20 protein-coding genes are annotated in these 26,072 nt (G+C 75.4%); 10 read left to right on the top strand and 10 right to left on the bottom strand.

From position 1 onward, the window contains the following. Positions 1–30 precede the first annotated feature (30 nt). Complete coding sequence (locus tag AB0I11_RS25645; RefSeq protein ID WP_357325547.1) at positions 31–801, bottom strand: TetR/AcrR family transcriptional regulator; 771 nt, start codon at positions 799–801, stop codon at positions 31–33. Between the two features lie 110 nt (positions 802–911). Here AB0I11_RS25645 and AB0I11_RS25640 point away from each other — a divergent pair, with 110 nt between their 5' ends. The 5 genes from AB0I11_RS25640 to AB0I11_RS25620 all read left to right on the top strand — a co-directional run bounded on the left by AB0I11_RS25640 (position 912) and on the right by AB0I11_RS25620 (position 6,020). After that, complete coding sequence (locus AB0I11_RS25640; protein WP_357325545.1) at positions 912–2,366, top strand: DHA2 family efflux MFS transporter permease subunit; 1,455 nt, start codon at positions 912–914, stop codon at positions 2,364–2,366. Between the two features lie 116 nt (positions 2,367–2,482). After that, complete coding sequence (locus tag AB0I11_RS25635) at positions 2,483–3,391, top strand: ABC transporter ATP-binding protein (protein ID WP_046571772.1); 909 nt, start codon at positions 2,483–2,485, stop codon at positions 3,389–3,391. A 15-nt stretch (positions 3,392–3,406) separates the two neighbouring features. After that, entirely contained in the window at positions 3,407–4,210 is an 804-nt protein-coding gene (locus AB0I11_RS25630; protein ID WP_357325542.1) for an ABC transporter permease, read from the top strand. Positions 4,211–4,240: 30 nt separating this feature from the next. Next, positions 4,241–5,392 (top strand): histidine kinase, encoded by a 1,152-nt coding sequence (locus AB0I11_RS25625; protein WP_357325540.1) that lies wholly within the window; start codon positions 4,241–4,243, stop codon positions 5,390–5,392. 4 nt (positions 5,393–5,396) lie between these two features. Then, complete coding sequence (locus tag AB0I11_RS25620; protein WP_357325537.1) at positions 5,397–6,020, top strand: response regulator transcription factor; 624 nt, start codon at positions 5,397–5,399, stop codon at positions 6,018–6,020. A 71-nt stretch (positions 6,021–6,091) separates the two neighbouring features. On the opposite strand, the gene AB0I11_RS25615 is transcribed toward AB0I11_RS25620, so the two are convergent. Both AB0I11_RS25615 and AB0I11_RS25610 read right to left on the bottom strand, forming a co-directional pair. Continuing rightward, positions 6,092–6,994, bottom strand: coding sequence for a L,D-transpeptidase (locus AB0I11_RS25615; protein WP_357325534.1), 903 nt, complete (start codon positions 6,992–6,994; stop codon positions 6,092–6,094). A 153-nt stretch (positions 6,995–7,147) separates the two neighbouring features. Continuing rightward, positions 7,148–8,647 (bottom strand): alpha-amylase family glycosyl hydrolase, encoded by a 1,500-nt coding sequence (locus tag AB0I11_RS25610; RefSeq protein ID WP_357325530.1) that lies wholly within the window; start codon positions 8,645–8,647, stop codon positions 7,148–7,150. 308 nt (positions 8,648–8,955) lie between these two features. Here AB0I11_RS25610 and AB0I11_RS25605 point away from each other — a divergent pair, with 308 nt between their 5' ends. From AB0I11_RS25605 to AB0I11_RS25595, 3 genes are read left to right on the top strand one after another with little or no spacing between them, the layout of a single operon-like run. Beyond that, on the top strand, positions 8,956–10,488 hold the full coding sequence (locus AB0I11_RS25605) for a hypothetical protein (protein WP_357325527.1): 1,533 nt from the start codon (positions 8,956–8,958) through the stop codon (positions 10,486–10,488). After that, positions 10,485–11,951 carry an NADH-ubiquinone oxidoreductase-F iron-sulfur binding region domain-containing protein gene (locus AB0I11_RS25600; RefSeq protein WP_357325524.1) on the top strand — a complete coding sequence of 489 codons (1,467 nt, stop codon included), beginning with the start codon at positions 10,485–10,487 and terminating at the stop codon, positions 11,949–11,951. The genes AB0I11_RS25605 and AB0I11_RS25600 overlap by 4 nt, the downstream gene beginning before the upstream one ends. Before the next feature lie 21 nt (positions 11,952–11,972). Continuing rightward, the gene (locus tag AB0I11_RS25595; protein WP_357325521.1) at positions 11,973–12,575 is read left to right on the top strand and encodes a redoxin domain-containing protein; all 603 of its coding nucleotides are present in this window, start codon (positions 11,973–11,975) and stop codon (positions 12,573–12,575) included. A 134-nt stretch (positions 12,576–12,709) separates the two neighbouring features. Here the strand turns inward: AB0I11_RS25595 and serS are convergent, their stop codons facing one another. The 5 genes from serS to AB0I11_RS25570 form a co-directional block, all read right to left on the bottom strand. Then, complete coding sequence (gene serS / locus AB0I11_RS25590; RefSeq protein ID WP_357325518.1) at positions 12,710–13,996, bottom strand: serine--tRNA ligase; 1,287 nt, start codon at positions 13,994–13,996, stop codon at positions 12,710–12,712. Between the two features lie 508 nt (positions 13,997–14,504). Beyond that, positions 14,505–15,578 (bottom strand): MerR family transcriptional regulator, encoded by a 1,074-nt coding sequence (locus tag AB0I11_RS25585; protein WP_357325687.1) that lies wholly within the window; start codon positions 15,576–15,578, stop codon positions 14,505–14,507. A gap of 47 nt (positions 15,579–15,625) precedes the next feature. After that, positions 15,626–16,801: a saccharopine dehydrogenase NADP-binding domain-containing protein gene (locus AB0I11_RS25580; protein WP_357325515.1), complete on the bottom strand. Its 1,176-nt coding sequence runs from the start codon at positions 16,799–16,801 to the stop codon at positions 15,626–15,628. A 31-nt stretch (positions 16,802–16,832) separates the two neighbouring features. Next, complete coding sequence (locus AB0I11_RS25575) at positions 16,833–17,975, bottom strand: alcohol dehydrogenase catalytic domain-containing protein (protein ID WP_357325512.1); 1,143 nt, start codon at positions 17,973–17,975, stop codon at positions 16,833–16,835. Beyond that, complete coding sequence (locus AB0I11_RS25570; protein ID WP_357325509.1) at positions 17,972–18,418, bottom strand: hypothetical protein; 447 nt, start codon at positions 18,416–18,418, stop codon at positions 17,972–17,974. Before AB0I11_RS25570 ends, AB0I11_RS25575 begins: the two co-directional genes overlap by 4 nt. A gap of 185 nt (positions 18,419–18,603) precedes the next feature. Between AB0I11_RS25570 and AB0I11_RS25565 the strand changes: the two genes are divergently transcribed. After that, on the top strand, positions 18,604–21,552 hold the full coding sequence (locus AB0I11_RS25565) for a LuxR C-terminal-related transcriptional regulator (protein ID WP_357325506.1): 2,949 nt from the start codon (positions 18,604–18,606) through the stop codon (positions 21,550–21,552). 43 nt (positions 21,553–21,595) lie between these two features. On the opposite strand, the gene AB0I11_RS25560 is transcribed toward AB0I11_RS25565, so the two are convergent. Together AB0I11_RS25560 and AB0I11_RS25555 are read right to left on the bottom strand one after the other, a co-directional pair. Beyond that, on the bottom strand, positions 21,596–22,147 hold the full coding sequence (locus tag AB0I11_RS25560) for a DsbA family protein (protein WP_357325503.1): 552 nt from the start codon (positions 22,145–22,147) through the stop codon (positions 21,596–21,598). A gap of 142 nt (positions 22,148–22,289) precedes the next feature. Then, entirely contained in the window at positions 22,290–22,967 is a 678-nt protein-coding gene (locus AB0I11_RS25555) for a BON domain-containing protein (protein WP_357325500.1), read from the bottom strand. Positions 22,968–23,221: 254 nt separating this feature from the next. On the opposite strand from AB0I11_RS25555, the gene AB0I11_RS25550 reads away from it, so the two are divergent. Then, on the top strand, positions 23,222–25,969 hold the full coding sequence (locus AB0I11_RS25550) for a cellulose binding domain-containing protein (RefSeq protein WP_357325496.1): 2,748 nt from the start codon (positions 23,222–23,224) through the stop codon (positions 25,967–25,969). The last annotated feature ends 103 nt before the right edge of the window (positions 25,970–26,072 follow it).

The raw sequence follows: 26,072 nt of genomic DNA, 5'->3' as shown, positions 1-26,072 counted from the left end.
GTGACGTCGGCGTTCGGACGAGTGCGCTGGTTACCCGGCCCCGCCGCCGGCACTCCCGCCGCCGGCACTCCCGCCGCGCGCACTCCCGGCGGGGACGTGTGCGGCGACGCCCTGGATCAGCAGGTCGAGCCCGAAGTCGAAGCGGACGTCACCGTCGCCGTTCATCAGCTCATTCATGTACTCCTGCACCTGCGGGTAGCGGCCCGGCGGCAGGCTCCGGTAGTACTCGGTGAGCTGCGCGCGCAGCCGGGTCCACCAGGTCCGCTGGTCCTGGCCGGAGGCCCGCACCTTCGCCGCGTACAGGGCGCCCTCGTAGGCGTCGCCGGCGATGTAGAGGAAGAGCCGGTCCAGGAACCAGGCCGCCGGCTGCGGCGGCACGCCGCCGGCCCGCAGGATGGCGAGCAGCCCGTCGGTGACCCGCAGCGCGTTGGGCCCGGTGGGGATGGTGGCCAGCGAGGCGAGCGCCAGCTCGGTGTGCGCGGCGTACACCCGGTAGGACTGCCGGGCCACGTCCCGGACCTGTTCGGCCCAGCGCGCGGGGTCGGGCGCCGGGACGGTGATCTCCGCGCTGGCCCGGTCCACGAGCAGCTCGAGCAGCTCCTCCCGGCCGGAGACGTGGGCGTAGAGGGAGGCCGGGCCGGTGCCCAGCTCCTGGGCCACCCGCCGCATGCTCAGCCCGCCCAGCCCTTCCCGACCGAGCACGGCGAGGGCGGCGTCGACCACCGCCTGCTGGCTCAGCGGCTGGCGGGCCGGCCGGGCACGGGGCCGGGTACGCCACGGCGGGGCGGGTTGTTCGCTCACGGGCGACCTCCGGATCAGGGGTACCCGAACATCGTACTTGCTACGAACGGCGTTCGCTGATAGAACAGTGTTCGTTAACGAACACTGTTCGACGATATCGGGGGACACTGATGACGACCGACCTCAGCGCACCGCACCGGGCGGCACCCGGCGAGCAAGACGGCCACCGCTGGCGGTGGGTCGCCCTCGCGGTGATCCTCGCCGCCGAGGTGATGGACCTGCTGGACGTGCTGGTCACCAACCTCGCCGGCCCGGCCATCCGGGCCGACCTCGGCGGCTCACCCGCCCTGATCCAGTGGATCGGCGCCGGCTACACCCTGGCCATGGCGGTCGGCCTGGTCACCGGTGGCCGCCTCGGCGACCTCTACGGCCGGCGCCGGATGTTCCTGGTCGGGGTGCTCGGCTTCACCGCCGCCTCGGCGCTCTGCGCGCTCGCCGGCAGCCCGGCGACGCTGATCTCCGCGCGGGTGGCGCAGGGCCTGTTCGGGGCGCTGCTCCTGCCCCAGGGACTCGGCCTGATCAAGGAGATGTTCCCGCCCGAGCAACTCGCCGCCGCCTTCGGCGCGTTCGGCCCGGTGATGGGAATCTCCGCCGTCGGCGGCCCGATCCTGGCCGGCTGGCTGGTCGACGCCGACCTGGCCGGCACCGGCTGGCGGGCCATCTTCCTGATCAACGTGCCGCTCGGCCTGCTCGCCGCCCTCGGCGCGGTGCGCTTCCTGCCCGCGTCCCGTCCCGGCCACGCCAGCCGTCTCGACCTGCCCGGGGTGGCGCTCGTCTCGCTCGGCGCGGTGCTGCTGGTCTACCCGCTGGTGCAGGGCCGCGAGCACGACTGGCCCGGCTGGGCGTTCGCCATGCTGGCCGGCGCGGCCGTGGTGTTCGCGATCTTCGCCCGCTACGAGGTGGTCCGGCAGCGCGCCGGCCGCGACCCGCTGGTCGTGCCGGCGCTGTTCCGCCGCCGGGCGTTCACCGGCGGGCTCGTCGCGGGCCTCGCCTTCTTCACCGCGCTCACCGGCTTCTCGCTGGTGTTCAGCCTCTACCTCCAGCTCGGGCTGGGCTGGTCGCCGCTGCGCACCGGCCTGGCCGGTGTGCCGCAGGCGCTCGGCATGGTGGTCGCCTTCGTGCTCGCCGGGGCCGGGCTGGCCCAGCGGTTCGGCCGCCGGCTGATCCACCTCGGACTCGTGGTGGTGCTCGCCGGCGTCGCCGGGATGCTGGTCACCCTCGACCTGGCTGGCGACGGCGTCACCCCGTGGCGGATGGCGCCCGCGCTGCTCGCGGTCGGCTTCGGGATGGGCCTGGTGATGGCGCCCTTCTTCGACATCGTGCTCTCCGGGGTGGCGGAGGAGGAGACCGGCTCGGCCTCCGGCACCCTCACCGCGGTCCAGCAACTCGGCGGGGCGCTCGGGGTGGCCCTGCTCGGCACGGTCTTCTTCGACGCTACCGGCCAGGGCGTCGGGCACGCCGTGCGGGTCACCCTGATCGCGGAGCTGGGGCTGCTGGCGGTCACCGTCCTCGGTGCGTTCCTGCTGCCCCGGCGGGCCCGGGAGGGCGCCGCCGCCGGACACTGAACCCCGCCGGCCCGGGCGGCCCGTCGCGGCCGCCCGGGCCGGCCTGACAAATGTCACGGTCGGAAGGTGACGCGCTCTCCGGGGAACCGGACGCCCGACGCCGGAACATCGTTGCCATGACCGACACCGCACCGGCCGTCGACCTGGCCGGAATCACCAAGACCTTCGGCCCGGTGACCGCCGTCGACGGGCTCAGCCTGCGGATCGAACCGGGCGAGGTGGTGGCCTTCCTCGGCCCCAACGGCGCCGGCAAGACCACCACCGTGGACATGCTGCTCGGCCTGGCCCGCCCGGACGCCGGCACCGTGCGGCTCTTCGGCGGTACGCCGGCCGACGCGGTCCAGTTGGGCCGGGTCGCCGCGGTCATGCAGACCGGCGGGCTGCTCAAGGACCTCACCGTGGCCGAGACGGTACGGCTGACCGCCCACTTCTACGCCGACGCCCGCCCGCCGGCCGAGGTGCTGGAGCGGGCCGGCATCGCCGACATCGCCGACCGCCTGGTGGGCAAGTGCTCGGGTGGCCAGCAGCAGCGGCTGCGGTTCGCCCTGGCGCTGCTGCCCGACCCCGACCTGATGGTGCTCGACGAGCCGACCACCGGGATGGACGTCGAGGGGCGGCGCGACTTCTGGCAGGCCATCCGGGCCGACGCCCGCAGCGGCCGGACCGTCCTCTTCGCCACCCACTACCTCGACGAGGCCGACGCGTACGCGGACCGGATCGTGCTGCTCCGGCAGGGCCGGGTGGTCGCCGACGGCACCACCGCCGAGATCAAGAACCTGGCCGCCGGCCGGGTCGTCCGGGCCACCCTGCCCGGCGCCGACCAGGCCGCGCTCGCCGCCCTTCCCGGCGTCCGCGAGGTCGAGGTACGCGGCGACCTGGTGCTGGTGCACACCGACGACTCGGACACCGTGGCCCGGCATCTGCTCACCCGGACCACCGCCCGGGACCTGGAGATCACCTCGCGCAACCTCGAGGACGCCTTCCTCGCCCTGACCACCGACGCCCTCACCGCCACCACGCGCTGACCACGGGAGCCCGCGATGACCCTCACCTCGTCCACCACCACCGCGCCCCGCAGCGCCGCCGACCGCCGGCCCCCCGCCCTGGGCGGCTTCTCGGCCGCCGTACTCGGCATCGAGATCCGGCGCGTGCTGCGCAACCGCCGGACGCTGGTCTTCATCCTGATCATGCCGGCGGTGTTCTTCCTCCTCTTCGGACTGCCGCAGCGCGATCAGTACCTGGACAACGGCAACCCGGTCACCGGCTGGATCATGATCAGCCTGGCCGTCTACGCGGCCATGGTGGCCACCACCAGCGCCGGCGCGGCGGTCGCCACCGAGCGGGCGCTGGGCTGGAGCCGGCAGCTGCGGCTCACCCCGCTGCGCCCGGCCGCGTACGTGGCCACCAAGGTGGCCACCGCCATGGTCCTCGGCCTGCTCGGCGTGCTGGTCGAGTTCGCCGTCGGGGCTGTCTCGGGGGTCCGCGTGCCGGCCCACGTCTGGCTGGAGTCGGGGCTGACCGCCTGGCTCGGCTCGCTGGTCTTCGCCGCCCTGGGCCTCTTCGTCGGCTACCTCGCCCCGGCCGAGAACGTCATGCAGTTCATGGGCCCGCTGCTGGCCATCCTGGCCATGCTGGGCGGCCTCTTCGTCCCGCTGGACGTGCTGCCGCACGCCATGCAGCAGATCGCCAAGTTCACCCCGGTGTACGGCGTCGGCCAGCTCGCCCGGGCCCCGCTGGCCGGCACCGGACTGGACTGGGCGGCGCTGGGCAACGTGGTCGGCTGGACCGCGTTCTTCGGACTCGCGGCGGCCCGGCTGTTCCGCCGCGACACCACCCGGGTCTGAACGGAGGGCGGCGGGACTACCGTGTTCAGGATGCATCTGCCGCCGGACCCGGACCAGCCGGTGAACCGCCGACACTGGCGGTTCACCGGCTGGCTGTTGGCCGCGGTCTGGCTCTTCTTCCTCAACATCCCGTTGCTCACCGCCCTGCACCAGCCCGAGCTGTGGCGGCGGGTGGTGGGGGCGAGCAGCCTGGTCGCCTTCGGCCTCTGCTACGTGTGGGTCTTCCAGTGGTCCCGGGCCCGGCGGGTGCGCGGCGGGGACGTCCCGCTCGCCCCGGCCTCGGCGGCCCTGGCGGTGCTGGTCGGGCTCGGGCTCGCCAGCATCCCGGGCACCGACGGCGACTGGCTGACCACCCTGGTCTTCGTCGCCGCGGCGGCGGTGTTCCTGCTGCCGGGCAAGCCGGCGTTCGTGGTGGTGACGCTGGCCGCGCTCGCGCCGCCGGTGGCGGCCGTGCTGGTGCCCGGCTGGGAGTCGGAGGGCACGATCGTCTTCGCGGTGCTGCTCGCCTCCTTCGCGATGTTCGGAGTCACCCGACTGACCCAGCGCAACGCCGAACTCCAGCGCGCGCAGGAGGAGATCCGCCGGCTCGCGGTGGCCGAGGAGCGCGCCCGGGCCGCCCGCGACCTGCACGACATCCTCGGGCACTCGCTCACCGTGGTGGCGGTCAAGGCCGAGCTGGCCGGACGGCTGCTGACCCTGGACCCGGCCCGGGCGGCCAGCGAGATCGCCGACCTGGAACGGCTGGCCCGGCAGGCCCTCGCGGACGTGCGCGGCACCGTCGGGGCGTACCGCGGGGTGAGCCTCGCGACGGAGCTGGCCGGCGCCCGCTCGGCGCTGGCCGCCGCGGGCATCACCGCCGACCTGCCGGAGACGGTGCCGTCGCTGCCGGCCGAGCAGGACGAGCTGTTCGGCTGGACGGTCCGCGAGGCGGTCACGAACGTGGTCCGGCACAGCGGCGCGCGATGCTGCCAGATCCGGGTGGACCCGTCGGCGGTGGAGATCCGCGACGACGGCCGGGGGCCGGCCGGCGAGCCGGGCGCGACCGGTCACGGCCTCATGGGGCTGCGGGAGCGGGCCCGGCGGCTGGACGCCACGGTGACCGTCGGCCGCCGTCCCGACGGGCCGGGCTTCCGGCTCCGGGTGGCCCTGCCCGCGGGCGCCGACGAGCGGCCCGGAGGATGACCGGGTGACCGAGCCGATCAAGCTGTTGCTCGCCGACGACCAGGCGCTGGTCAGGGGGGCCCTGGCCGCGCTGCTGTCGCTGGAGCCGGACCTGACCGTGGTGGCCGAGGTGGGCCGCGGTGACGAGGTGGTCCCCGAGGCCCGCCGGACCCGGCCCGACGTGGCGCTGCTCGACGTGGAGATGCCCGGCCTGGACGGCATCGCGGCGACCGCGGCGCTGCGGGCCGCGCTGCCCGGGTGCCGCGTGCTGGTGGTGACCACCTTCGGGCGCCCCGGCTACCTGCGCCGGGCGATGGAGGCCGGCGCCAACGGCTTCGTGGTCAAGGACACCCCGGCCCGGCAGCTCGCCGACGCGGTCCGCCGGGTGCACGCCGGGCTGCGCGTGGTCGACCCCACCCTGGCGGCGGAGACCCTGGCCACCGGGCCGAGCCCGCTCACCGACCGGGAGACCGAGGTGCTGCGCACCGCCCGGGCCGGCGGGACCGTCGCCGACCTGGCCGCGACGCTGCACCTGTCGGAGGGTACGGTGCGCAACCACCTCTCCGCCGCGATCGGCAAGACCGGCGCCCGCAACCGGGCCGACGCGGTCCGGGTCGCCGAGGAGAACGGCTGGCTGCTCGGCGACTGAGCAGCCCGGGCCGACGGCCCGGACTGTGTCGGCGGGTGGGGCTGTGCCGGCGGGCGGTGCCGGCGGTCGGCTCAGGCGGTCGGGGGCGGGGTGGCGAGGCGGTCGACCACCACCACCTCGGTGCCCGGCCGCAGCGCGGCGAGGAGCTGCCGCTGCCCGCTGCGGGTCAGCCGGATGCAGCCGTTGGTGACGTTCTGGCCGAGCGTGTCGTCGTTGTGCCAGCTGTGCAGTCCGATGTGGGCGCCGCGCAGCCCGTTCGGCACCGCGTCCGGCTCGTCGGGGATCGCGCCCAGCGCGAAGATGTCCACGCCGCCGTAGACGTCCTGCGGCGGGGGCGTGCGGCCCAGCACGAAGGTGCGGCCGAGCGGGGTGGCCTGACCGGGCATGCCGAGACTGACCGGCCAGGACCGGACGGCGCGGCCGTCGTGGAACCAGGTGAGCCGGTGCGTCCGGCGTTCCACCACGAGCTGGTCGGGCAGCGCGATGGTCTGCCAACCGCCGGCCGGCAGCCAGGCGATCCGCCGGGTCGCCGAGGGCAGCAGCACCGCCGTCCAGCCGACCTGCCGGTCGACGATCGGCATGGTCACGTCGACCCCGCTGATGGTCGGGGCGAGGAAGGCCCGGGGCCGCCCGCCCGGCGCGTCGTACGCGGCGATGGTGCGGGTCGGCGACAGCCCCTCGGTGAGCGGCCGGGTGTCGGCCGCGCCGGGGTCGGCGGGGAAGCCGCCGGGCGCCGGGTCGTAGCTGACCACCGGCAGGTCGTCCGGGGCCGGCGCGGCCGGGGGCACGCTCGGTGTCGGGCTCGGCTCCTCCGGCGGCGGCTGGGGGGCGGAGACCAACGGGGTACGCGCGGGCGCCGGGTCGGCGGTGAGCGCCCGCCCGACCAGCAACGCGGCCACCATCAGCAGCGGTACGCCGACGGCGGCGAGCAGCCAGCCGAGGGCCCACCGGGAGAACAATCGGTTAAACAGCACATACGGACTGTAGTTGACCGAAACGCGTCGTTCGGCCAGATGACGCGGGCCGCCGGTGGTCGGTGCGGTGGCGCGGGTGGTCGGTGCCCGTGGCGCGGAGTCGTCGGCGCCGTGGCGCGGCGCCCCGGGGACGCCGCGCCACGGTGACCACGGTCAGGACAGCCTCGCCCCGACGTGGATGGCGATCGCGTCGTGCGCGTTGACGGTCGCGGCGAACCAGCCGTTGGCGTCGACGGTGACCACTGGCCCGCTGCACGAGCCGTTGCTGACGTCGCCGTGGATGACGTCGCAGTACCGCCCGGCCGGCAGCCCGGTGTAGTACGAGCGGCCGGTGATCGCGAAGTCCTCGTCGTTGACCGTCAGGTAGCCCTTGCCGGCCCGGCTGAACGCGATGTGCTGCCAGCCGTTGTCGTACCAGTTGGCGACCGCCGCGCCCTGGGTGGCGTTGGCGAAGCCGACCATGTTGGCGATGACCCGCCAGCGGTGCTCGCACTCCCAGCCCGAGTAGCAGGTGGTGTCGCGGGTCCTGTTGCCGGCGTCCGAGGGCGGCCCCTGGTCCTTGTTGCTGAACGTGAAGCTCGACATCACCGCGGGCGTGCCGTACGGCCAGGCCAGCATGAAGGCGTTCGCCAGGGCGTACTCGCCGCGGTCCCGGTAGGTCAGCACCCCGCCGTCGCGCTGGGTGTCGTGGTTGTCGGTGAACACCACCGCCTGGCCGCCCGGCAGGTACCCCCAGGACTCGCCGAAGTTCCTCAGGTACGCCAGCCGCTCGCTGTTGAACATCCGGGCCAGGTCCTTGCCGTAGCGGAACTCGTGCACGTCGCCGTTGCCGGTGTACTCGGTCGGCTGGATCGGCTCCCCGGCGCCGTAGATGACCTCCTGCACCAGGTACGCCGAGCGGGAGAGCTTGCCCTTGATGGCGGCGATGTCGGCGGCCGGCATGTGCTTGCTGGCGTCCAGCCGGAACCCGTCCACGCCGAGCGACAGCAGGTCGTTGAGGTAGCCGGCGATCCGCGACCGGACGTAGTCGGACTCGGTCTTGAGGTCGGCGAGGTTGACCAGCTCGCAGTTCTGCACCTCGTACCGGTCGCCGTAGTTGGCGATGTCGTTGCCGCCGTTGCGACCGCAGTAGTGGAAGTCGGCGGAGCTGTAGACGCCCGGGTAGCTGTAGTGACCGTACGACGAGCCGGCCCAGCCGGTGCCGCCGTTGTCCTGGCCCGACATGTGGTTGATGACCGCGTCCACGATGACCTTCACGCCGGCGGCGTGGCAGGTGTTCACCATGGACTGGAACTGCGCCCGGGTGCCCTTGCGGGACTCCACCCGGTAGCTGACCGGCTGGTAGGCGACCCACCAGGGGCTGCCGGTGACGTGCTCCTGGGGCGGCGAGACCTGGACGTAGCCGTAGCCCTTGGGGCCGAGCACGGTGGTGCACTCGTTGGCCACCGAGGGCCAGTTCCATTCGAAGAGCTGGACGATGACCTTCTTGCCGCCGGGGGTGGCCGCGGCGGCCGGGGGCGCGGCCAGCGCGGTCGGGGCGAGCAGGCCGGTGGCCAGGGCCAGGGCGAGGGACGCCGCCGCGGCGCGGCGGCGCGGGGCGGGCGCGGGCGCGCCGGGCTGGAGCCGTGACTGCCGGCATCCGGGTCGATGCATCGGGACTCCTGAGGGGTGCGGGGGGACGGGGGTGGTGGTGCGGGGGAAGAGGACCACTGCACGCTTCTTGCAGTGAGGCCTGAAATTTTCGGCAAGGTTACAAGCGCGTTGCAAAACCTGTCAACGCATGGACAGCTGTCGTTGCGTATCGCGCCGGATGCGGCTACACGCACGCCGGCTCGGGCCGGTTCGACGAACCGGCCGAGAAATTCGCCACCGGGCTGATCCGTCCACGCCGTCCGTCCGTACAGGAGGAGGGAGCAGGCACCGGTCGGTGGGGGCGCCGCCGCGAGACGATCGAGGAGCAGATGGCCCGGGCACAGCAGAACGAGAAGCCGACGACCGTCCGCACCGCCAGCACCAGCCGTGGCGTCCGGACCATGTCGAAGCCCGCGATGGTCGCGCTCGGCGGGTCCGCGCTCGCCGCCGCGTGGGCCGGCGTCGAGCTGGCCGGCGCGGGCGGCGCCCTCTACGCGTACGGATTCTTCTTCACCGAGTTCTTCGCCGGGGTCGTCGCCCTGGTCTCGCTCAGCCTCACCGTGATGATGGGGCTGCTCGCCACCGACCGGCTGGTACTGCGGATCCCGCACCGGGTGCTGCTCCAGTCCGCCCACCGGGCCACCGGCATCCTCGGCGTGGCCGGGCTGCTCTGCCACGTCATCACCAAGGTGGCCACCGGCCGGGCCGCGCCCACCGACGCGCTGGTGCCGTTCGTCGGCGGTCGTGGCCTCTACGTCGGGCTGGGCACCGTGGCCTCCTTCCTCATGGTGAGCGTGCTCTGGACCGGCCTGGTCCGGGTCCGGTTCGCCGGGGTGGGGCCCCGGTGGTTCTGGCGCGCGCTGCACTCGATGGCGTACCTCTCCTGGCCGTTCGCGCTGGTGCACGGGCTCAACGCGGGCCGGGCGGCGAAGACCTGGGTGCTGCTGAGCTACCTGGCCTGCGTGCTGCTGGTGGTGCTGGCGCTGCTGGTCCGCCTCTCCGTGCACCTCGGCCGCCGTAGCCGCGAGCAGCACCAGGCCGCCGCGCTCAACAAGGCGATGACCGGCCGGGCCGAGGACGGGAAGGGCCTGCTCGCCGGGCTCACCCGCAAGCGGGCGGCCGGCCGGGAGGAGAAGGAGAGCCGGTCCGGCCGGCGGGAGTCGAGCTGGGCGGAGGCGACCGCCACCTGGACCGCGCCGGCCGGCACCGCCCGCCGCCGCGACCCGGAGCGGTTCGCCGTACCCGTGGTGCCGGAGCCGGGCTCGTTGCGCGAGCCGGTCCGGGCCGCGGCCCGGCGCACCGACGAGCGGGTCGGGCGGCGTGACGAGGACCGGTCGACCCGCCGCTACCGGGACGAGGAGGAGCGGGTCGGGCGCCGGTCCCGGTCCGCGGAGCAGGCCGCCGCCCGGCACTCCGCCCCGCCGGACGCCGGTGGCCGCCACTCCGCCCCGCCCGACCCCGGCACCCGCTACTCCACCCCGCCGGACGCCGCCCGTTACTCGTCCCCGCCCCGCCGCACCGACGAGCCGGAGGAGCCGTGGGACAGCCCGCGCCGCTGGTCGGCCCGGCCGGTCTCCGGCGAGCCCAGCTCGGCCGGCCCGGTCTCGGCGGAGCCGCGCAGCGACGCCGGCCGGCCCAGCGTCGAGGCGGACGTGCCGGAGGAGCCGGACTACTGGCGCCCGCCGGCCCGGTACGCCCCGGAGGAGGTCTTCGTCGACGACACCCCCACCCTGGTCGACCTCGCCTCCCGCCGGGCGCTGCGGGCCGCCGGGGAGGGCCGCTCCGGTCGGCGCCGGCGCCGGGCCGACGCCGACGCCGTCGACGGGGCGTACTGGGCCGGACTGCGGGGTGAGGCGAAGTGATGCGGACGACCGTGCCGCCGGTCGCCTGCGTCGGCGAGCCCCGCCTCACCGCCGGCTTCGCCGAGTTCGGCCGGCTCGACCTGCTGGCCCACGAGGACGTGCACGGCCCGATCGGGCCGATGGAACCGGCCGCCCTGCTGCGGCTCGCCGAGGCCATCGACCTCAAGGGCAAGGGCGGCGCCGGCTTCCCGTTCGCCCGCAAGCTGCGCGCCGTGCTGGAGTCCTGCGAGCGGCAGGACCTCTCCGCCGTCGTGGTGGTCAACGCCACCGAGGGCGAACCGGCGAGCTGGAAGGACAAGGTCCTGCTCACCCGGGCCCCGCACCTGATCCTGGACGGCGCGGCGCTGGCCGCGTACGCGCTGGACGCCGAGGAGATCGTCATCGGCGTGGCCGACGACGACATCGGCCGCCCGTCGCTGACCGAGGCGTTGCAGGAGCGGCGGATGCCGGTGCCGACCACCGTGGTGACCGTGCCGCACCGGTTCATCTCGGGGGAGGGCGGCGCGCTGGTCAACGGCATCAACGGGCTGCCGCACATCCCGCCGGGCACCAAGAGGCGGTCCAGCGACTCCGGGGTGGGCGGGCTGCCCACCCTGCTATCCAACGCCGAGACGTACGCCCAGGTCGCCGTGGCGGCCCGGATCGGCCCGTACGAGTACGCGGCGCTGGGCACCGACGACGAGCCGGGGACCGTGCTGCTCACCGTCACCGGGGCGGCGAAGCGGCCGGCCGTGGTGGAGTGCGCCGCCGGCACCCCGCTGCGGGACATCCTCGAACTCTGCGAGGTGCCCGACGGGCCCGGCATCCTGATGGGCGGCTACCACGGCAAGTGGATCACGCCGGAGGCGGCGGACCGGGCGGAGGTCTCCCGCAAGGGGCTCGCCGCCGTCGGCGGCACCCTCGGCGCCGGCATCATCGTCCCGCTCGGCCGGGACACCTGCCCGCTCGGTGAGGCCGCCCAGGTGGTCCGCTACCTGGCCGGTGAGTCCGCCGGGCAGTGCGGACCCTGCAAGATGGGCCTGCCCGACCTGGCCCGCGCGGTCGACCTCGCGGTCTCCGGCAGCGCGCCGGTCGAGGTGGTCCGCGCCGCGGCCGGCGACGTGAAGGGCCGGGGCGCGTGCAGCCACCCCGACGGCACCGCGCGCTTCGCCCTCTCCGCCATGGAGGTGTTCGCCGAGGACCTGCGGCTGCACGCCACCGGCGAGGGGTGCGGCAAGCGGGTGAAGGGCGTGACGGGCCTGCCCGGGGCGCCCGACGGCAACCCGCAGAAGCTCACCCTGGACTGGTCCCGCTGCGACGGGCACGGACTCTGTGCCCACGTGGTGCCGGACTTCATCCGGCTCGACGGCAACGGTTACCCCGCCTTCCCCACCACCCCGGTGCCCACCTGGTTGCGGGAGGGCGCGCTCAAGGCCGTGAAGGTCTGCCCCGAACTCGCGCTCCGGCTGGTCCGGGCCGAGTAGCCGACGCCAGAGGAGGCGTGGATGTCCCGCAGTTCACCGGCGCCGGACCGGCCGGCTCGCCGCCTCGTCCCGGCCGTCGCGCTCGCCGTGGCGCTGGCCGCCCCGGCCTCCTGCGCGGTCACCCCGGAGCGGGCCGCGCCGGTCGGCGCCGTAGCCCCCGCGTCGCCGGCCCCGACCGGGACGGGGCGGCCGGCCACCCCGTCGGTCCCGGCCCGGGTGCCCGAGACGCTGGCATTCACCGCGAAGACCCTCGACGGTACGGCGTTCTCCGCCGCCGCCCTGGCCGGGCGGCCGGTGGTGCTGTGGTTCTGGGCGCCCTGGTGCGCCACCTGCGCCAGTCAGGCGTGGACGGTCGCCGAGATCGCCCCCGCGTACCGGGACACCGTGCCCATCGTCGGGGTCGCCGGGCTGGGTGAGCAGCGGGCGATGAAGGAGTTCGTCGCCGAGTTCGACCTGGCCGGCACCACTCAGCTCGACGACCGGGGCGGGGCGCTGTGGCGGCGCTTCGAGGTGGTCGAGCAGAGCACTTTCCTGATCATCGACCGGGACGGCCGGATCGTGCACCGGGGCTTCCTCGACGGCGAGGCCCTGACCCGCCAGGTCGCGGCGCTGGCCCGGGGATGACCGGCGGCCCGCTGCTCGCGCTCACTGCGGGCATGCTCGGCGCGGCGGCCGTCGGGACGGACCGGGCCCGGTGACGGCGAACGGCGGGGCCCGGGCGACGCCCGGGCCCCGCCGTCACGACGGGACCGCTCTGCTCAGCGGACCGGGGCGAGCCGGTCGGTGCCGAGCTTGTCGTGGAGCACCTCCGGCACCAGCACCGAGCCGTCGGGCTGCTGGAACTGCTCCAGGATGGCCGGGAAGAGCCGGCTGGTGGCCAGCGCCGACCCGTTCAAGGTGTGCACGAAGCGGGTCTGCTTGCCGCCCGGCTCGCGGTAGCGGATGGCCGCCCGGCGGGCCTGGTAGTCGCCGCCCCAGGAGACCGACGACACCTCCTTGTACTTGCCGGTGCTTGGCATCCAGACCTCGACGTCGAGGGTCTTCTTCATCGCCGCGCTGGCGTCGCCGGCCGCGAGCAGGCTGGTCTGGTGGTGCAGCCCGAGCTTGCCGACCAGGCCCTCCACGTGGGCGACCATCGTCGCCAGCGCGGCGTCGGCCTGCTCCGGCAGGGTGAACTGGAAGATCTCCACCTTGTTGAACTGGTGGCCCCGCACCGTGCCGCGCTCGTCGGAGTGCGAGCCGGCCGCCTCCCGCCGGTAGCACGGGGTGTAGGCGAACGCCTTCAGCGGCAACTTCGCGGTCTCCAGGATCTCGTCCTGGAACGCGCCGAGGATCGCCGTCTCGGCGGTGGGCAGCAGGAACTGCCCGCGCGGCGCGGACTGCTTGTCCAGGTGGTAGACGTCGTCGTAGAACTTGGGGAACTGGCCGGCGGCGAAGCCGGCCGAGTCCAGCAGCAGGTGCGGCGGGAGCAGGAACTCGTAGCCGGCCTCGATGTTCTGCTCGATCAGCCAGTTGACCAGCGCCCACTCCAGGCGGGCGCCCATCCCGGTGTACATCCAGAAGCCGGAGCCGCCGAGCTTGACGCCGCGCTCGTGGTCGACCAGCCCGAGCGCCCGGCTCAGCTCCACGTGGTCGCGGACCTGCTCGATGGCCGGCGGCTCGCCGAAGGTCCGCACCACCCGGTTGGCCTCCTTGCCGCCGGCGACCACGTCGTCGGCGGGCAGGTTGGGCAGCTCGCTCATGGTGCCGCGCAGCCGGGACTGCACCTCGTCCAGCTGGGACTCCAGCTCGGCGAGCTGCTTGCGCTCCGCCTCGGGCGCGGCCGGCTCCGGCGTACTGCCGGAGCGCTTCGCCTGCGCGTACGCCCGCGCCTCGGCCTTGCGGCGCTGCCGCTCGGCGTCGATCTCCGTGATGAGGGCGCGGCGTTCCTGGTCGAGCCGCTGGATCTCGTCCAGCGCCCGATTGACCTCGGCGGGATCCAGACGCTTCGCGAGCGCGGTTGCCACCGCCTCGCGATCCTTCCGGATCAACTCCATGTCGAGCATGCTGCTCCGTACGCCTCCGTCCAGGCAGTCAGGTGGGACCCCCGAATGCTACCGTCGCGGCCCGGCCGGCCCGGTCCGCCCCGGGCGGGAAGGCCACGGGCGGCGGCCGTCGCCGCACGACTCGGGTGACCGTACGTGATGATGTCGGTGCCCGCCGGCGCGATCACGCTGGGTGATGAACGGCGGTCGTCGAACCGGACCCGCCCTGGCGGGTCCTCGTGTCGCACCCTTCTGACCTGGTCATCCGTGGGGATACGCCCGACCGCCCCGGTGCCCCTTCGCTGCCTTTGCTCTGCAGCCACGGACGCAGCGGTTGCGCGCCGTATACCTGCTGCGTGGATGGCTGCAGAGCAAAGGCAGCGCGGTGGGCAGGTCCAGGTGCCGGGCGATGTCACTCAGGGTCACCGATGGCGTGCTGCTGCGGCGGGGGCGGTGGGGTCGCGCCGGAGGCGCCGGGCCGGGGTCGGGCACCGGGCGGCCGGCCCGGCGGCCGGGCCGCCGCAAGCCGTCAGAGGCGCACCGGCATGAGGATCGAGAACGCGTCCGCGTCGTCCGGGCGGCGCAGCGCCAGCGGGGCGATCGGGCCGTCCAGCTCCAGCACCAGTTGGCCCCGGTCCCCGGCGCCCAGGGCGTCCAACAGGTACTCCCGGTTGACGCCGATCCGCACCGCGTGCGCGGCCGCCTCGTCCGGCCCGACCACGTGCAGGGTGCCCCGCTCGTCCAGGCCGAGCACGGTCACCTCGTGCGGCGTCCCCGCGTACTCCCGGATCAGCACCGGCGCACCGGCCGCGGTGAGCGCGCCGCGCAGCGCGGCCACGTCAACCGGCACCCGGTACGTGGGCGAGCCGGTCGCGCCGTGCAGCAGCCGTCGGTAGTCGGGGTAGTCGTAGGGCAGCGGGACGGCGGTCACCATCCGGTCGGCGACCGCGACCTCGACCCGCTCCGGCAGCACGGTGAGGTGGGCCTCCGGGGTGATCCCGACGCCGGTGTCCAGCAGGGCGCGCAGCGCGTCGACCGCGTCGACCGGGAGCAGTACGCGCAGCGCCGGCCCGTCGATCCTCGCGACCACCCGGGCGACGGCCAGCCGGTGCCGGTCGGTGGCGACCAGCCGGACGCCGTCCGGTTCGACGTCCAGCAGCACACCGGCCAGCACCGGCAGTTCCGGGTCGGTGCCGACGGCGAAACGGACGGCGTCGACGGCGGCGGCCAGGTCGACGCGGGACAGCACGAGACGGGTGGTCACGGGGAACTCCTCCGGTTCGATCAGCGTACGGATCCGGGAGAGCTCACGGCGGGCGTCGGCGAGGCCGTCCTCCAGCCGGCGCAGGTGCGCGTCCAGCAGCCGGTGCACCGCGGCCGGCCGGTGCCGGTCCCGCAGCGCCTCGGCGATCCCCGCCAGCGGCATCCCGACCCGGCGCAGCCCGGCCACCAGCCGGGCCGGGGCCACCTGCTCGTCGGTGTACCAGCGGTAGCCGGTGACCGGGTCGACGAAGGCCGGCACCAGCACCCCGGACCGGTCGTAGAACCGCAGCGCGCTGACCGTCAGGCCGCTGGCCCGGGCCAGTTCGCCGATGCTGCGCAGGTCGCTCTCCACGACGCCGGATCCTGGGCCCTCAACCCGGTCGAGGGTCAAGCGCCGACCACCCGGAAGGTCATCCCCGCCCGGACCAGGCGGTCCAGCAGGGCGTCGCCCATCGCGGTCACCGTGGTCACCTGACCGGCGGTTGGCGGGAGGTCGTCGAAGGCCAGGCAGAGCGCCGACTCGGCGAGCATCTTCGCGGTCTCGTCGTACCCGGGATCCCCGCCGGCCACCTCGGTGAGCACCGTCTGTCCGCCGCCGGTGCCGACGAACCGGACCTGGAACCAGGACTTCGCCCGCTGCTGCGCGCTCGGCCCCTGCCCGGAGGAGAGCCGGCCGAGCAGCCAGCGCCGCGTCGGCGGAAGTTTCACCAACCCGACCAGGCCGGCCAGGCCCACCCCCGCGGCCAGCACCGTGGGCAGCCGCTTCACCGCGGCGAAGTGCCGGTAGCGGAAGTCCGGGCCGTACTCCGGGCGGGCCGCCGCCGACCGGCGGACCACCTGCGGGTCGATGGTCGGCAGCGGCACCGCCCACATGCCGATCTCGGTGGCCCGACCGACCTTCCCGGGCACCGCCCGGACCCGGCGCCCCGCCGGCCGCGGCTCGACGGCCCTGCGGGCCTTCGCCGCGCGGCTCATCTGCGCCGTGCGGGAGAACGCGGTCAGCGCCGAGTGGTACGTCCCGGCGGAGAACCGGCCGCCGGCCCGCACGTAGCCGTCCACGGTCACCGGCCCGTCCGTGGGCAGCTGCCGGACGGTGAACCAGGCGCCCAGGTCGTGCGGGATCGAGTCGAAGCCGCAGGCGTGCACCAGCCGCGCGCCGGTACGGACCGCCTCGGCGTGATGCCGGACGTACATGAGGTCGACGAACTCCGGCTCGCCGGTGATGTCGAGGTAGTCGGTGCCGGCGGCCGCGCACGCCGCGACCAGCGGCTCGCCGTGGTGCACGTACGGGCCGACGGTGGTGGCGACCACCCGGGCGGCCTCCGCGACGGCGCGCAGCGACGCCGGATCGGTGACGTCGGCGGTCAGCAGCGGCAGCTCCGCCAGGCCGGCGTCGATGGCGACGAGGCGGTCCCGCACCGCCGCCAGCTTGCCCGGGTTGCGGCCGGCGAGCGCCCAGCGCAGCCCGTCCGGGGCGTGCCGGGCCAGGTACTCGGCGGTCAGGCCGCCGGTGAACCCGGTGGCACCGAAGAGGACGAGGTCGTACGGGCGGTCGTTGCGCATCCGCCGAGTGTGCCACCACCGGGCCGGCGGCTCACGGGGAGAAGACCGCCCGTACGCAGCCGTCCGCCCGGTCCCGGAACAGCGCGTAGCCGTGTGCGGCCCGCTCCAGCGGCAGCCGGTGGGTGGCCAGGTGCTCGGTCCGCAGCTCGTCGCGGGCCATCCGGTCCAGCAGGGTCGGGATCCAGCGCTGCCCGTGCTGCCGGCCACTGCGCACGGTCAGCCCCTTGGTCAGCACCGCGCCGAGCGGGAACGCGTCGACGACGCCGGTCCAGGTGCCGAGCACCACCACGGTGCCGCCCTTGCGGCAGGCGTGCACCGCCTCGCGCAGCGCCGTCGGCCGCTCCCCGCCGTCGCCGAGCCGGCCGAACCGTCCCCGCCGGTCGGCCCCCATGCCGACCGCCTCCACGCACACGTCCGGGCCCCGGCCGCCACTGCGTTCCCGCAGCTCCGCGAGGACGTCCACGTAGCGGTAGTTGAGCGGCTCCGCGCCGGCGTGCCGGGCAGCCATCCGTAGCCGCTGGTCGTCGTCGTCGACGATCACCACCCGGGCCGCGCCGCGCAGCACCGCCGCCCCGGCGGTGAGCTGCCCCACCGCACCCGCGCCCCAGACCGCCACCACGTCGCCGGGCGCCACCTCGCCCAGCTCGGCGCCCATCCAGCCGGTCGGCGCGGCCTCGGCGGCGAAGACCGCCCGGTCGTCGCTGACCCCCTCGGGCACGGTGAACGCGCCCACGTCGGCGTAGGGCACCCGGACGTACTCGGCGTGGCTGCCGGCGAAGCCGCCGGACCGGGCGGGGTGGCCGTAGCAGCCGGCGGCGCTCTCGCCCCAGGCCGGCTCGGTGGCCGCCGGGGCGCCGTTGTCGCAGCAGCCGTAGTTGCCCTGCCGGCAGAACCAGCAGGCGCCGCAGGCGATGGAGGCGCAGACCACCACCCGGTCGTCGACCCGGTGCCGGCGCACCTCCGGCCCGACCTCGACCACCTCGCCGACGAACTCGTGCCCGAGCACGTCGCCGACGGCCAGGTGGGGGATCCGGCCGGCCAGCAGCGGCAGGTCCGCCCCGCAGGTGGCGCTGCGTCGCATCCGGACGATCATGTCCTGGGCGTTGCGCAGCTCCGGGTCGGGGACCTGGCGCACCACCAACCCGTCGGCGCCCGCCCAGCAGAGGGCTCTCACCCGACCGTCCCCGGGCGGTCCAGCCGGGAGCGGTCGGCGCGCAGCACCTCGCCGGTCTCGGCGAGCTGCTTGACCTCCCGCAGCACCTGCCGCACGAACCGGCCGGGCTCGTCCCCGACCAGGTGGGCGGCGAGCCCGGGCAGCTCCGGCTCCCCGCCGAGCGGCCGGGCCGCCAACTCGGTGCCGCGCCCACCCGGCGCCGGCCGGGCGGACAGCTCCACCGCCCCGCCGAGCCGGCGCAGCGGCTCCGGCCACCGCCCGCCGGGGAGCACCTCCTCGGGTCGGCCGGCCACCGTGACCACCTGCCAGCGTCCGGGCCGCGGGTCGGTCCCGCCCGGGCCCGACCGGACCCCTTCCCGGCGTACGAGGGCGCGCGCGGCGGTCACCCCGGCCGCGACCACCAGGGTGATCACGCCACCGGTCAGCCGTCCCATCCGTGCCACCTGTCCCTCCCGTCGTCGCGGGGCGCCGGGCGGCCGGTCACGCGCGGCCGGCCGCCCGCGTGCCGCCAGCGTCCGGCCCGGCCGGGTGAAGCCGGCTCGCCCCGAAGGGGTGAACCGGTGCGGGCCGGGTAACCGCGCAGCGCACGGCCGCGGGGGAGTGAACGCGACGCGACGGGGGAGGGCGCATGCCGCAGGAGGCTGACCGCGTCGAGGTGGCCGGAACGCCCGGCGACGTCACCGTGCCGCCGGACGCCGCGCCGGGCGACGACCCGGTGCCGGTGGCTGCCGCGCCGGGTGGCGCCGCCGGGAGGCCGGACGCCGCGCCGGGTGGCGGCATCGTGCCGGTGGACGCCGCGCCGGCTGGGCCACCGCTGCTGGCGTCCCGGTTGGCGGCACCCGCGCCGCCCGGGCCGCTGCTGCTCCGGCCGCGACTGGTTGACCTGCTGGAAGCCGGAACGGCCGGCCCGGTGACCCTGGTCGCCGCGCCGGCGGGCTGGGGCAAGACCACCCTGCTCGCCGGCTGGGCGCGCGCCACCCGGGCGGAGCCGCCGCCCGCCTGGGTGTCGGTGGAGGGCGGCGACACCGGGGAACGGCTCTGGTCCTACCTGGCCGCCGCCCTGCGCGGCGCCGTCACGGGAGCACCCGAGCCGGGCGGGTCGCCGGTGCCGGACGCCCCACCCCGCCCCGACCAGCTCGAACTGCTCGCCGCGGCGCTCGCCGCCCGGGACCGTCCGGTGCTGCTGGTCCTCGACGACCTGCACCGGATCACCGACCCGGGCGCCCTGGCCGGCCTGGAGTTCCTGCTCCGGCACACCGAGGGGCGGCTGCGGCTGGTGGTCGGGGCGCGGACCGAGCCGCCGCTGGCGCTGCACCGCTGGCGGCTGGCCGGCGAGCTGACCGAACTCGGCCCGGCGGAGCTGGCGTTCACCGACGACGAGGTGGCCGACCTGCTGGTGGCGCACGGCGTGCCGCTGCCCGCCGCGGTGGTGCCCCGGCTGCGCGACCGCACCGGCGGCTGGCCGGCCGGGCTGCGCTTCGCCGCGCTGGCGCTGCGCGGCGGGGCGGATCCGGGGTGGGCGGTCGAGCGGTTCGGCGGCGACCAGCCGGACGTGGCCGCGTACCTGCGCGACGAGGTGCTGGCCCCGCTGGACCCGGACGCCCGGGACGTGCTGCGGCGCGGTGCCGTCGCGGCGGCCGTCTGCGCCGACCTCGCGGAGGCGGTGACCGGGCGGGCCGATGCCGGGCAGGTGCTGGCCGAGCTGGCCCGGTCGGGCGGCTTCGTGCACCACGACGGGGGCGCGCCGCCCTGGTACCGGTGCCATCAGCTGCTGGCCGAGGTGCTCCGCGACGAGTTGTCCCGGCTGCCCGATGACGAGCTGCGCGAGCTGCACCTGCGGGCGGCCGGCTGGTACGCGGGCAACGGCCGGCCGGCCGAGGCGCTGCGGCACGCGCTGGCCGGAGGCGACTGGGACCGAGCCACCGAGCTGCTGATCACCCGCTGGCCGGAGCTGTTGCCGTACGACGGGGACGACCGGGCCGGCGCGCCGCCCGCCGCGCCGCCCGCGGCGGCGGTCCGCCGGGATCCGGAGCTGGCGCTGGCCTGCGCCGCCGAGCGGGCGTACGCCGGGGACCTCGACGCCGCCGCCGGGCACCTGCGCGAGGGCGCCGGCCACGCCGACGAGCTGCCCGTCCCGCGCCGGGACCGGGTCCGCCGGCTGGCCGCCGCGCTGGAACTCACCCTGGCCCGGCTCGCCGGCGACCACGCGGAGGTACGCCGGGTCGCGGCCCGGCTGCGCGCCACCGGTCCCGTCCCGGCCGGGTCGGGCGATCCGCGCGCGGGCGCCGGGGAGGAGGCCGACATCCGGGCGGTCGCCGGGACCGCGCTGGGCCTGGTGGCGCTCGCCGAGGGGGCGTTGACCGCCGCCGGGGAGCGGTTCGCCGAGGCGCTGGCCGCCGCCCGGGAGGCGGGCCGGCCGCGCACCGAACTGGTCTGCGCCAGCCGGTCGGCGTTGCTGGACGCGGCCCGGGGTGAGCTGCGGGCGGCCGAGCGGACCGCCCGGGAGGCGCTGGCGATGCCGCCCGGGCAGGGCTGGTCCGGCCAGGTGGACCGCGGGTACGCGTACCTGGCGCTGGCCCTGGTCGCCGGGGAGCGGGACGACCCGACGGAGGCCGCGGCGAACCTGGCCCTGGCCGGCCCGGCCAGAGCGGCGCCGAGCGCGGCGGCGCTGGCCGCGCTCTGCCGGGCCGAGCTGCTGGTCGCGGCGGGCGAGCCGGCCGCCGCCCTGCGCACCCTGGGCGCGGCCTGGGAGGCCGCGCCCGGGGTGGAGCCGGCCGCCGGCCTGACCGCCGCCGAGGCGCAGGTGCGCGCCGCGGTCGGCGACGTGGACACGGCCCGTGCCCTGCTCACCGACGTGCTGCACCGCCCGCCCGGCCCACCGGTCCGGCAGTCGGCCCCGTCCGACGCCCGGGGGCCGGAGGGGACTGCCGAGTCCGCCCCAGGCGAGGGGCAGGTCCGGCCGGACGCGGCGGTGGCCGGGGCGGTGGCGGCGGCGCTGGGGGTGGCGCTGGCCCGGGTCGAGTTGCGGGCCGGGGACCCGCGGGCCGCCGAGCGGGCGCTGCCGGACTGGGTCGGGCCGGACGCCCGGTGGTGGCCGCTCCCGGTACGGGTCCGCGCCGGGCTGCTCGACGCCGTGCTGGCCCGCGACGCGGGCGACGAGCGGCGGGCCGGGCGGATCCTGGAGCAGGTGCTCGACCTGGCCGCGCCGGAGGGGTACCGGCGCGACTTCACCCGCCCCGAGCCGGGGGTACGCGACCTGCTCGCCGCCCACCTCGACTCGGGCACCGCGCACTGGGCGACGGTGAGTGAGCTGGTCCGCGGCGCCGACGAGCGGGACGCCGACGGGCCGGCGGAGCGGGCGCCGGCCCCGGCGCGGGCGCTGGACGAGCCGCTCACCGAGCGGGAGCTGACCATCCTGCGCTACCTGCAGAGCATCCTGTCCAACGTGGAGATCGCCAGCGAGCTGTCGCTGTCGGTCAACACGGTGAAGACCCACGTGCGCAACATCTACCGCAAGCTCGACGCGACCCGCCGGCGCGAGGCGGTCCGGCGGGCCCGCGAGCTGCGGTTGATCTGACCGGTCCGCCGCCCGCCGGGGCCGGCGGGCGGCGGGTGGCGCGTCAGGGGTGCTCGGCGGCGTCGACGGCGGCCAGCAGCTCGGCCAGGTCGTACCCGCCGTCGTGGCGGACGTCGTTGACGAAGAGCGTCGGGGCGGCGGTCACCCCGCTGCGGATGCCGCCCACGAAGTCCCGCCGGACCCGGTCGGCGTGCGCCTGCCGGCCGACCTCCCCGGCGACCTCGTCCGCCGGCAGCCCGAGCTGCTCGACGCCGAGCGACAGGTGCACCGGGTCGAGCTGGTCCTGGTGCTCGTAGAGCCAGTCGTGCAGTTCCCAGAACCGACCCCGTACGGCGGCGGCCTCGGCCGCCTCCGCCGCGCTCTCCGCGTACGGGTGCACGTTGGCGATCGGGAAATGCCGGTAGACCAGCCGAACGCTGTCGGCGCGCTGGCGCAGCACCTCGGCCAGGTTCGGGTACGCGGCCCCGCAGAACCGGCACTGGAAGTCGCCGTACTCGACGATGGTGACCGGTGCGTCCGCCGGCCCGCGCGCGTGGTCCGCCTCGCTCACCGGGACGTGCAGCCGGGCGCTGGTCACCTGCAGTGGCGTGCTCATCGGGTCATCCCGTCCCGGGTCGACGGCAGGGTGGGCCCGGGCGCGGGACGCCCGGGTCGGCGCGGGCCGTTCGGTTCAGTCATGTCGCCCACCGTGGCTCGCGAGCGGGTGAGCGGGGATCACCCGCCGAGGGTGGTCCGGCTCAGGCGCCGACCGTCACGTGGTTGTGCACCTCCCGGATGCCGGGCGCGGACCAGACGATCCGTTCGATCTCCTCGCGCTCGGGGACGGAGTGCACCAGTCCGGCGAGCACGGCGGTGTCGCCGTGCACCCGCACACTGATCCCCTCGGCCTCGGTGGCCCGGTTGCGGGCCAGCGCGTCCACGATCCGCTCGGCCAGCTCGCGCCCGTCGGAGCGGGTGGCGGGCCGGACGGTGATCCCGTTGCTCACCCCGCGTACGCCGGTGAGCCGGCCGACCGCCCGCTCGGCGGCCCGACGCTGGTACTCCCACTCGACCTCGCCGTGCAGGGTGACCCAGCCGTCGGCGACGGTCACGTCCAGCGCCTCGAGCGGCACGAAGGCGTCCCACTCGAGGGCCCGGCCGGCGGCGGTGGCGATCTCCGGGTCGCTCTTCTCGGCGGAGGTGGCGATCCGGACGGCCAGGTCGTTGGCGACCGCGCGGACCCGGGTGACCCGGTGGGCGGCGCGTTCGGCGGCCCATTTCTTGGCGTAGCTGTCCACCCAGCCGGTCAGCGTGACGACCCCTTCGGTGACGGTCACCCCGATCTCGTTGGGTCGTACCCGGGGCTCCCAGGTCAGCTCGTCGAGCACGTCGGACTGGATGTCCTGGTCGGTACGGGCGATCGTCGCGGTGGCCATGCGATGGCTCCCTCCGGATCGGTTTCCTGGCGCGGACGGCGGCTGCGGCACGCACACCCGCACCACCGATCCTGTCCACACCCCGGGTGACCTGCCCTCATCCCATCCGGGTGGGACGAGTTAGTTGGGAACGCTTCCAAATTCGACGGCCGGGCGGTTAGGGTGAATGTCCCTCGGCTGCGGGAGCCGCGTTCGCCGACGGGGAGCCCGGGCAGCTCCCCACCGTCCCCGCGCACCCCGAGAGGAATTCCCCCATGCGCAGAAGTCTCGCCAGCGTGGCCGCCGCCGCGCTGGCCGCCACGGCGGCCGCCGTCGTCGTGCAGCTCGCCGCCACCCCCACCGTCCCGGCGGCCGCCGCCGCGGCCGAGCCGTACTCCTGGAAGAACGTCCGGATCGACGGCGGCGGCTTCGTGCCCGGCATCGTCTTCAACCAGACCGAGAAGAACCTGATCTACGCGCGCACCGACATCGGCGGGGCGTACCGCTGGGAGCAGGCCAGCCAGTCCTGGACGCCGCTGCTGGACCACGTCGGCGCCGACAGGTGGGGCTGGAACGGCGTGCTGAGCATCGCCACCGACCCGGTGCAGACCAACCGGGTGTACGCCGCCGTCGGCATGTACACCAACGACTGGGACCCGAACAACGGAGCGATCCTGCGCTCCACCGACAAGGGCGCCACCTGGCAGGCCACCGAGTTGCCGTTCAAGAACGGCGGCAACATGCCGGGCCGCGGCATGGGGGAGCGGCTCGCGATCGACCCGAACAGGAACAGCATCCTGTACTACGGCGCCGAGGGCGGCAACGGCCTGTGGCGCAGCACCGACTACGGGGTGACCTGGGCCAAGGTGACCGCGTTCCCGAACGTCGGCAACTACCGGGCCGACCCGAACGACAGCACCGGCTACCAGAGCCAGAACCAGGGCCTCACCTGGGTCGCCTTCGACAAGAGCACGGGTACGGCCGGCAACGCCACGCAGACCGTCTACGTCGGGGTGGCCGACAAGCAGAACCCGGTCTACCGGAGCACCAACGGCGGCGCCACCTGGGAGCGGATCGCCGGCCAGCCCACCGGCTACCTGGCCCACAAGGGGGTGGTCGACCCGGTCGGCGGCTACCTCTACATCGCCACCAGCGACACCGGCGGCCCGTACGACGGGGGCAAGGGTGACGTGTGGAAGTTCAACCGGGCCACCGGCGCCTGGACCCAGATCAGCCCGATCCCGTCGTCCAGCGGCGACGACTACTTCGGCTACTCCGGCCTGACCATCGACCGCCAGCACCCGAACACCCTGATGGTCGCCACCCAGATCTCCTGGTGGCCGGACGCGATCTTCTGGCGCAGTACCGACGGGGGCGCGACCTGGAGCCGGATCTGGGAGTTCACCAGCTATCCGAACCGGAGCAAGAAGTACACCATGGACATCAGCTCGGTGCCGTGGCTGACGTTCGGCGCGAACCCCGCGCCGCCGGAGGAGACCCCGAAGCTGGGCTGGATGAACGAGTCGCTGGAGATCGACCCGTTCAACAGCGACCGGATGATGTACGGCACCGGTGCGACGATCTACGGCACCACCGGACTGACGAAGTGGGACACCGGCGGCACGTTCACCATCACCCCGATGGTGAAGGGGCTGGAGGAGACCGCGGTGCTCGACCTGGTCAGCCCGCCGTCGGGCGCGCCGCTGGTCAGCGGGCTCGGCGACATCGGCGGGTTCCGGCACACCGACCTGGCCGCGGTGCCGGCGATGATGTTCACCCAGCCGGTCTTCACCAGCACCACGAGCCTCGACTACGCCGAGACCAAGCCGGCGGTGCTGGTACGGGCCGGCAACTTCACCGACGCCGACCGGCCCAACGACAGCCACGTCGCGTTCTCCACCGACGGCGGCGCGAACTGGTTCCAGGGCACCGAACCCGGCGGGATCAACAACGGCGGCACGGTGGCCGCGTCGGCCGACGGCAGCCAGTTCGTCTGGGCGCCGGGCGACGCCGGCCAGCAGGTGGTCCGCTCGGTGGGCTTCGGCAACTCGTGGACGGCGGCCACCGGCATCCCGGCCAACGCCACGATCGAGTCCGACCGGGTCAACCCGAACAAGTTCTACGGCTTCAGCAACGGGAAGTTCTACGTGAGCACCAACGGTGGGGCGGCCTTCACGGCCACCGCCGCGACCGGCCTGCCGAGCACCGGGGTCAAGTTCAAGGCGCTGCCCGGCGCCGAGGGCGACATCTGGCTGGCCGGCGAGGGCGGGCTCTGGCGCTCCACCAACTCGGGGGCCAGCTTCGCCCCGGTGACCGGCGTCTCCACCTCGATCAACGTGGGCTTCGGCAAGGCCGCGCCCGGGCGGACGTACCCGGCACTGTTCGTGATCGGCACGGTGGACGGCAAGCACGGCGTCTACCGTTCGGACGACACCGGCGCGAGCTGGGTGCGGATCAACGACGACCAGCACCAGTACGGCAACGCCGGCGAGGCGCTGACCGGTGACCCGCGCGTCTACGGCCGGGTCTACCTGGGCACCAACGGCCGGGGCATCCTGGTCGCCGACCGGCTCGGCGGCACCCCCAGCCCGACGCCGACCTCGGCCAGCCCGTCCCCGACCTCGGCCAGCCCGTCCCCGACGCCGACGTCGCCGAGCCCGACGCCCAGCTCGCCGAGCCCGACGCCCACCCCGACGTCGCCGAGCCCCACGCCGAGCGGCAGCGGCTGCGCGGCCACGTACGCCGTGACGAACTCCTGGCCCGGCGGCTTCCAGGCCGAGTTGACGGTCCGCAACTCCGGGGCCGCGCCGATCGCCGGCTGGACCCTGAGCTGGACCTTCGCCGACGGGCAGAAGATCAGCCAGCTGTGGAGCGGGTCGTACACCCAGTCCGGGGCGGCGGTGACGGTCACCGACGCCGGCTGGAACGGCCGGCTCGCCGTCGGTGGCAGCACCACCGTCGGCTTCACCGGCACCGCGACCGGGAGCAACCGGATACCGACGGTCTCCTGCACCGCCCGCTGAGCCGCGCCGGCCCGGGCGGCGCCGGTCCGGAGGCGACCGCCTCCGGATGAGCGCCGGCTCGGGTCGGCCCGGGCCGACCCGAGCCGGCGAGCGGCGGCGTCCC

Source organism: Micromonospora sp. NPDC050495 (assembly GCF_040655175.1).
In the GTDB taxonomy this organism is placed as follows: domain Bacteria; phylum Actinomycetota; class Actinomycetes; order Mycobacteriales; family Micromonosporaceae; genus Micromonospora.
This window is presented reverse-complemented; position numbering and strand designations above follow the sequence as displayed.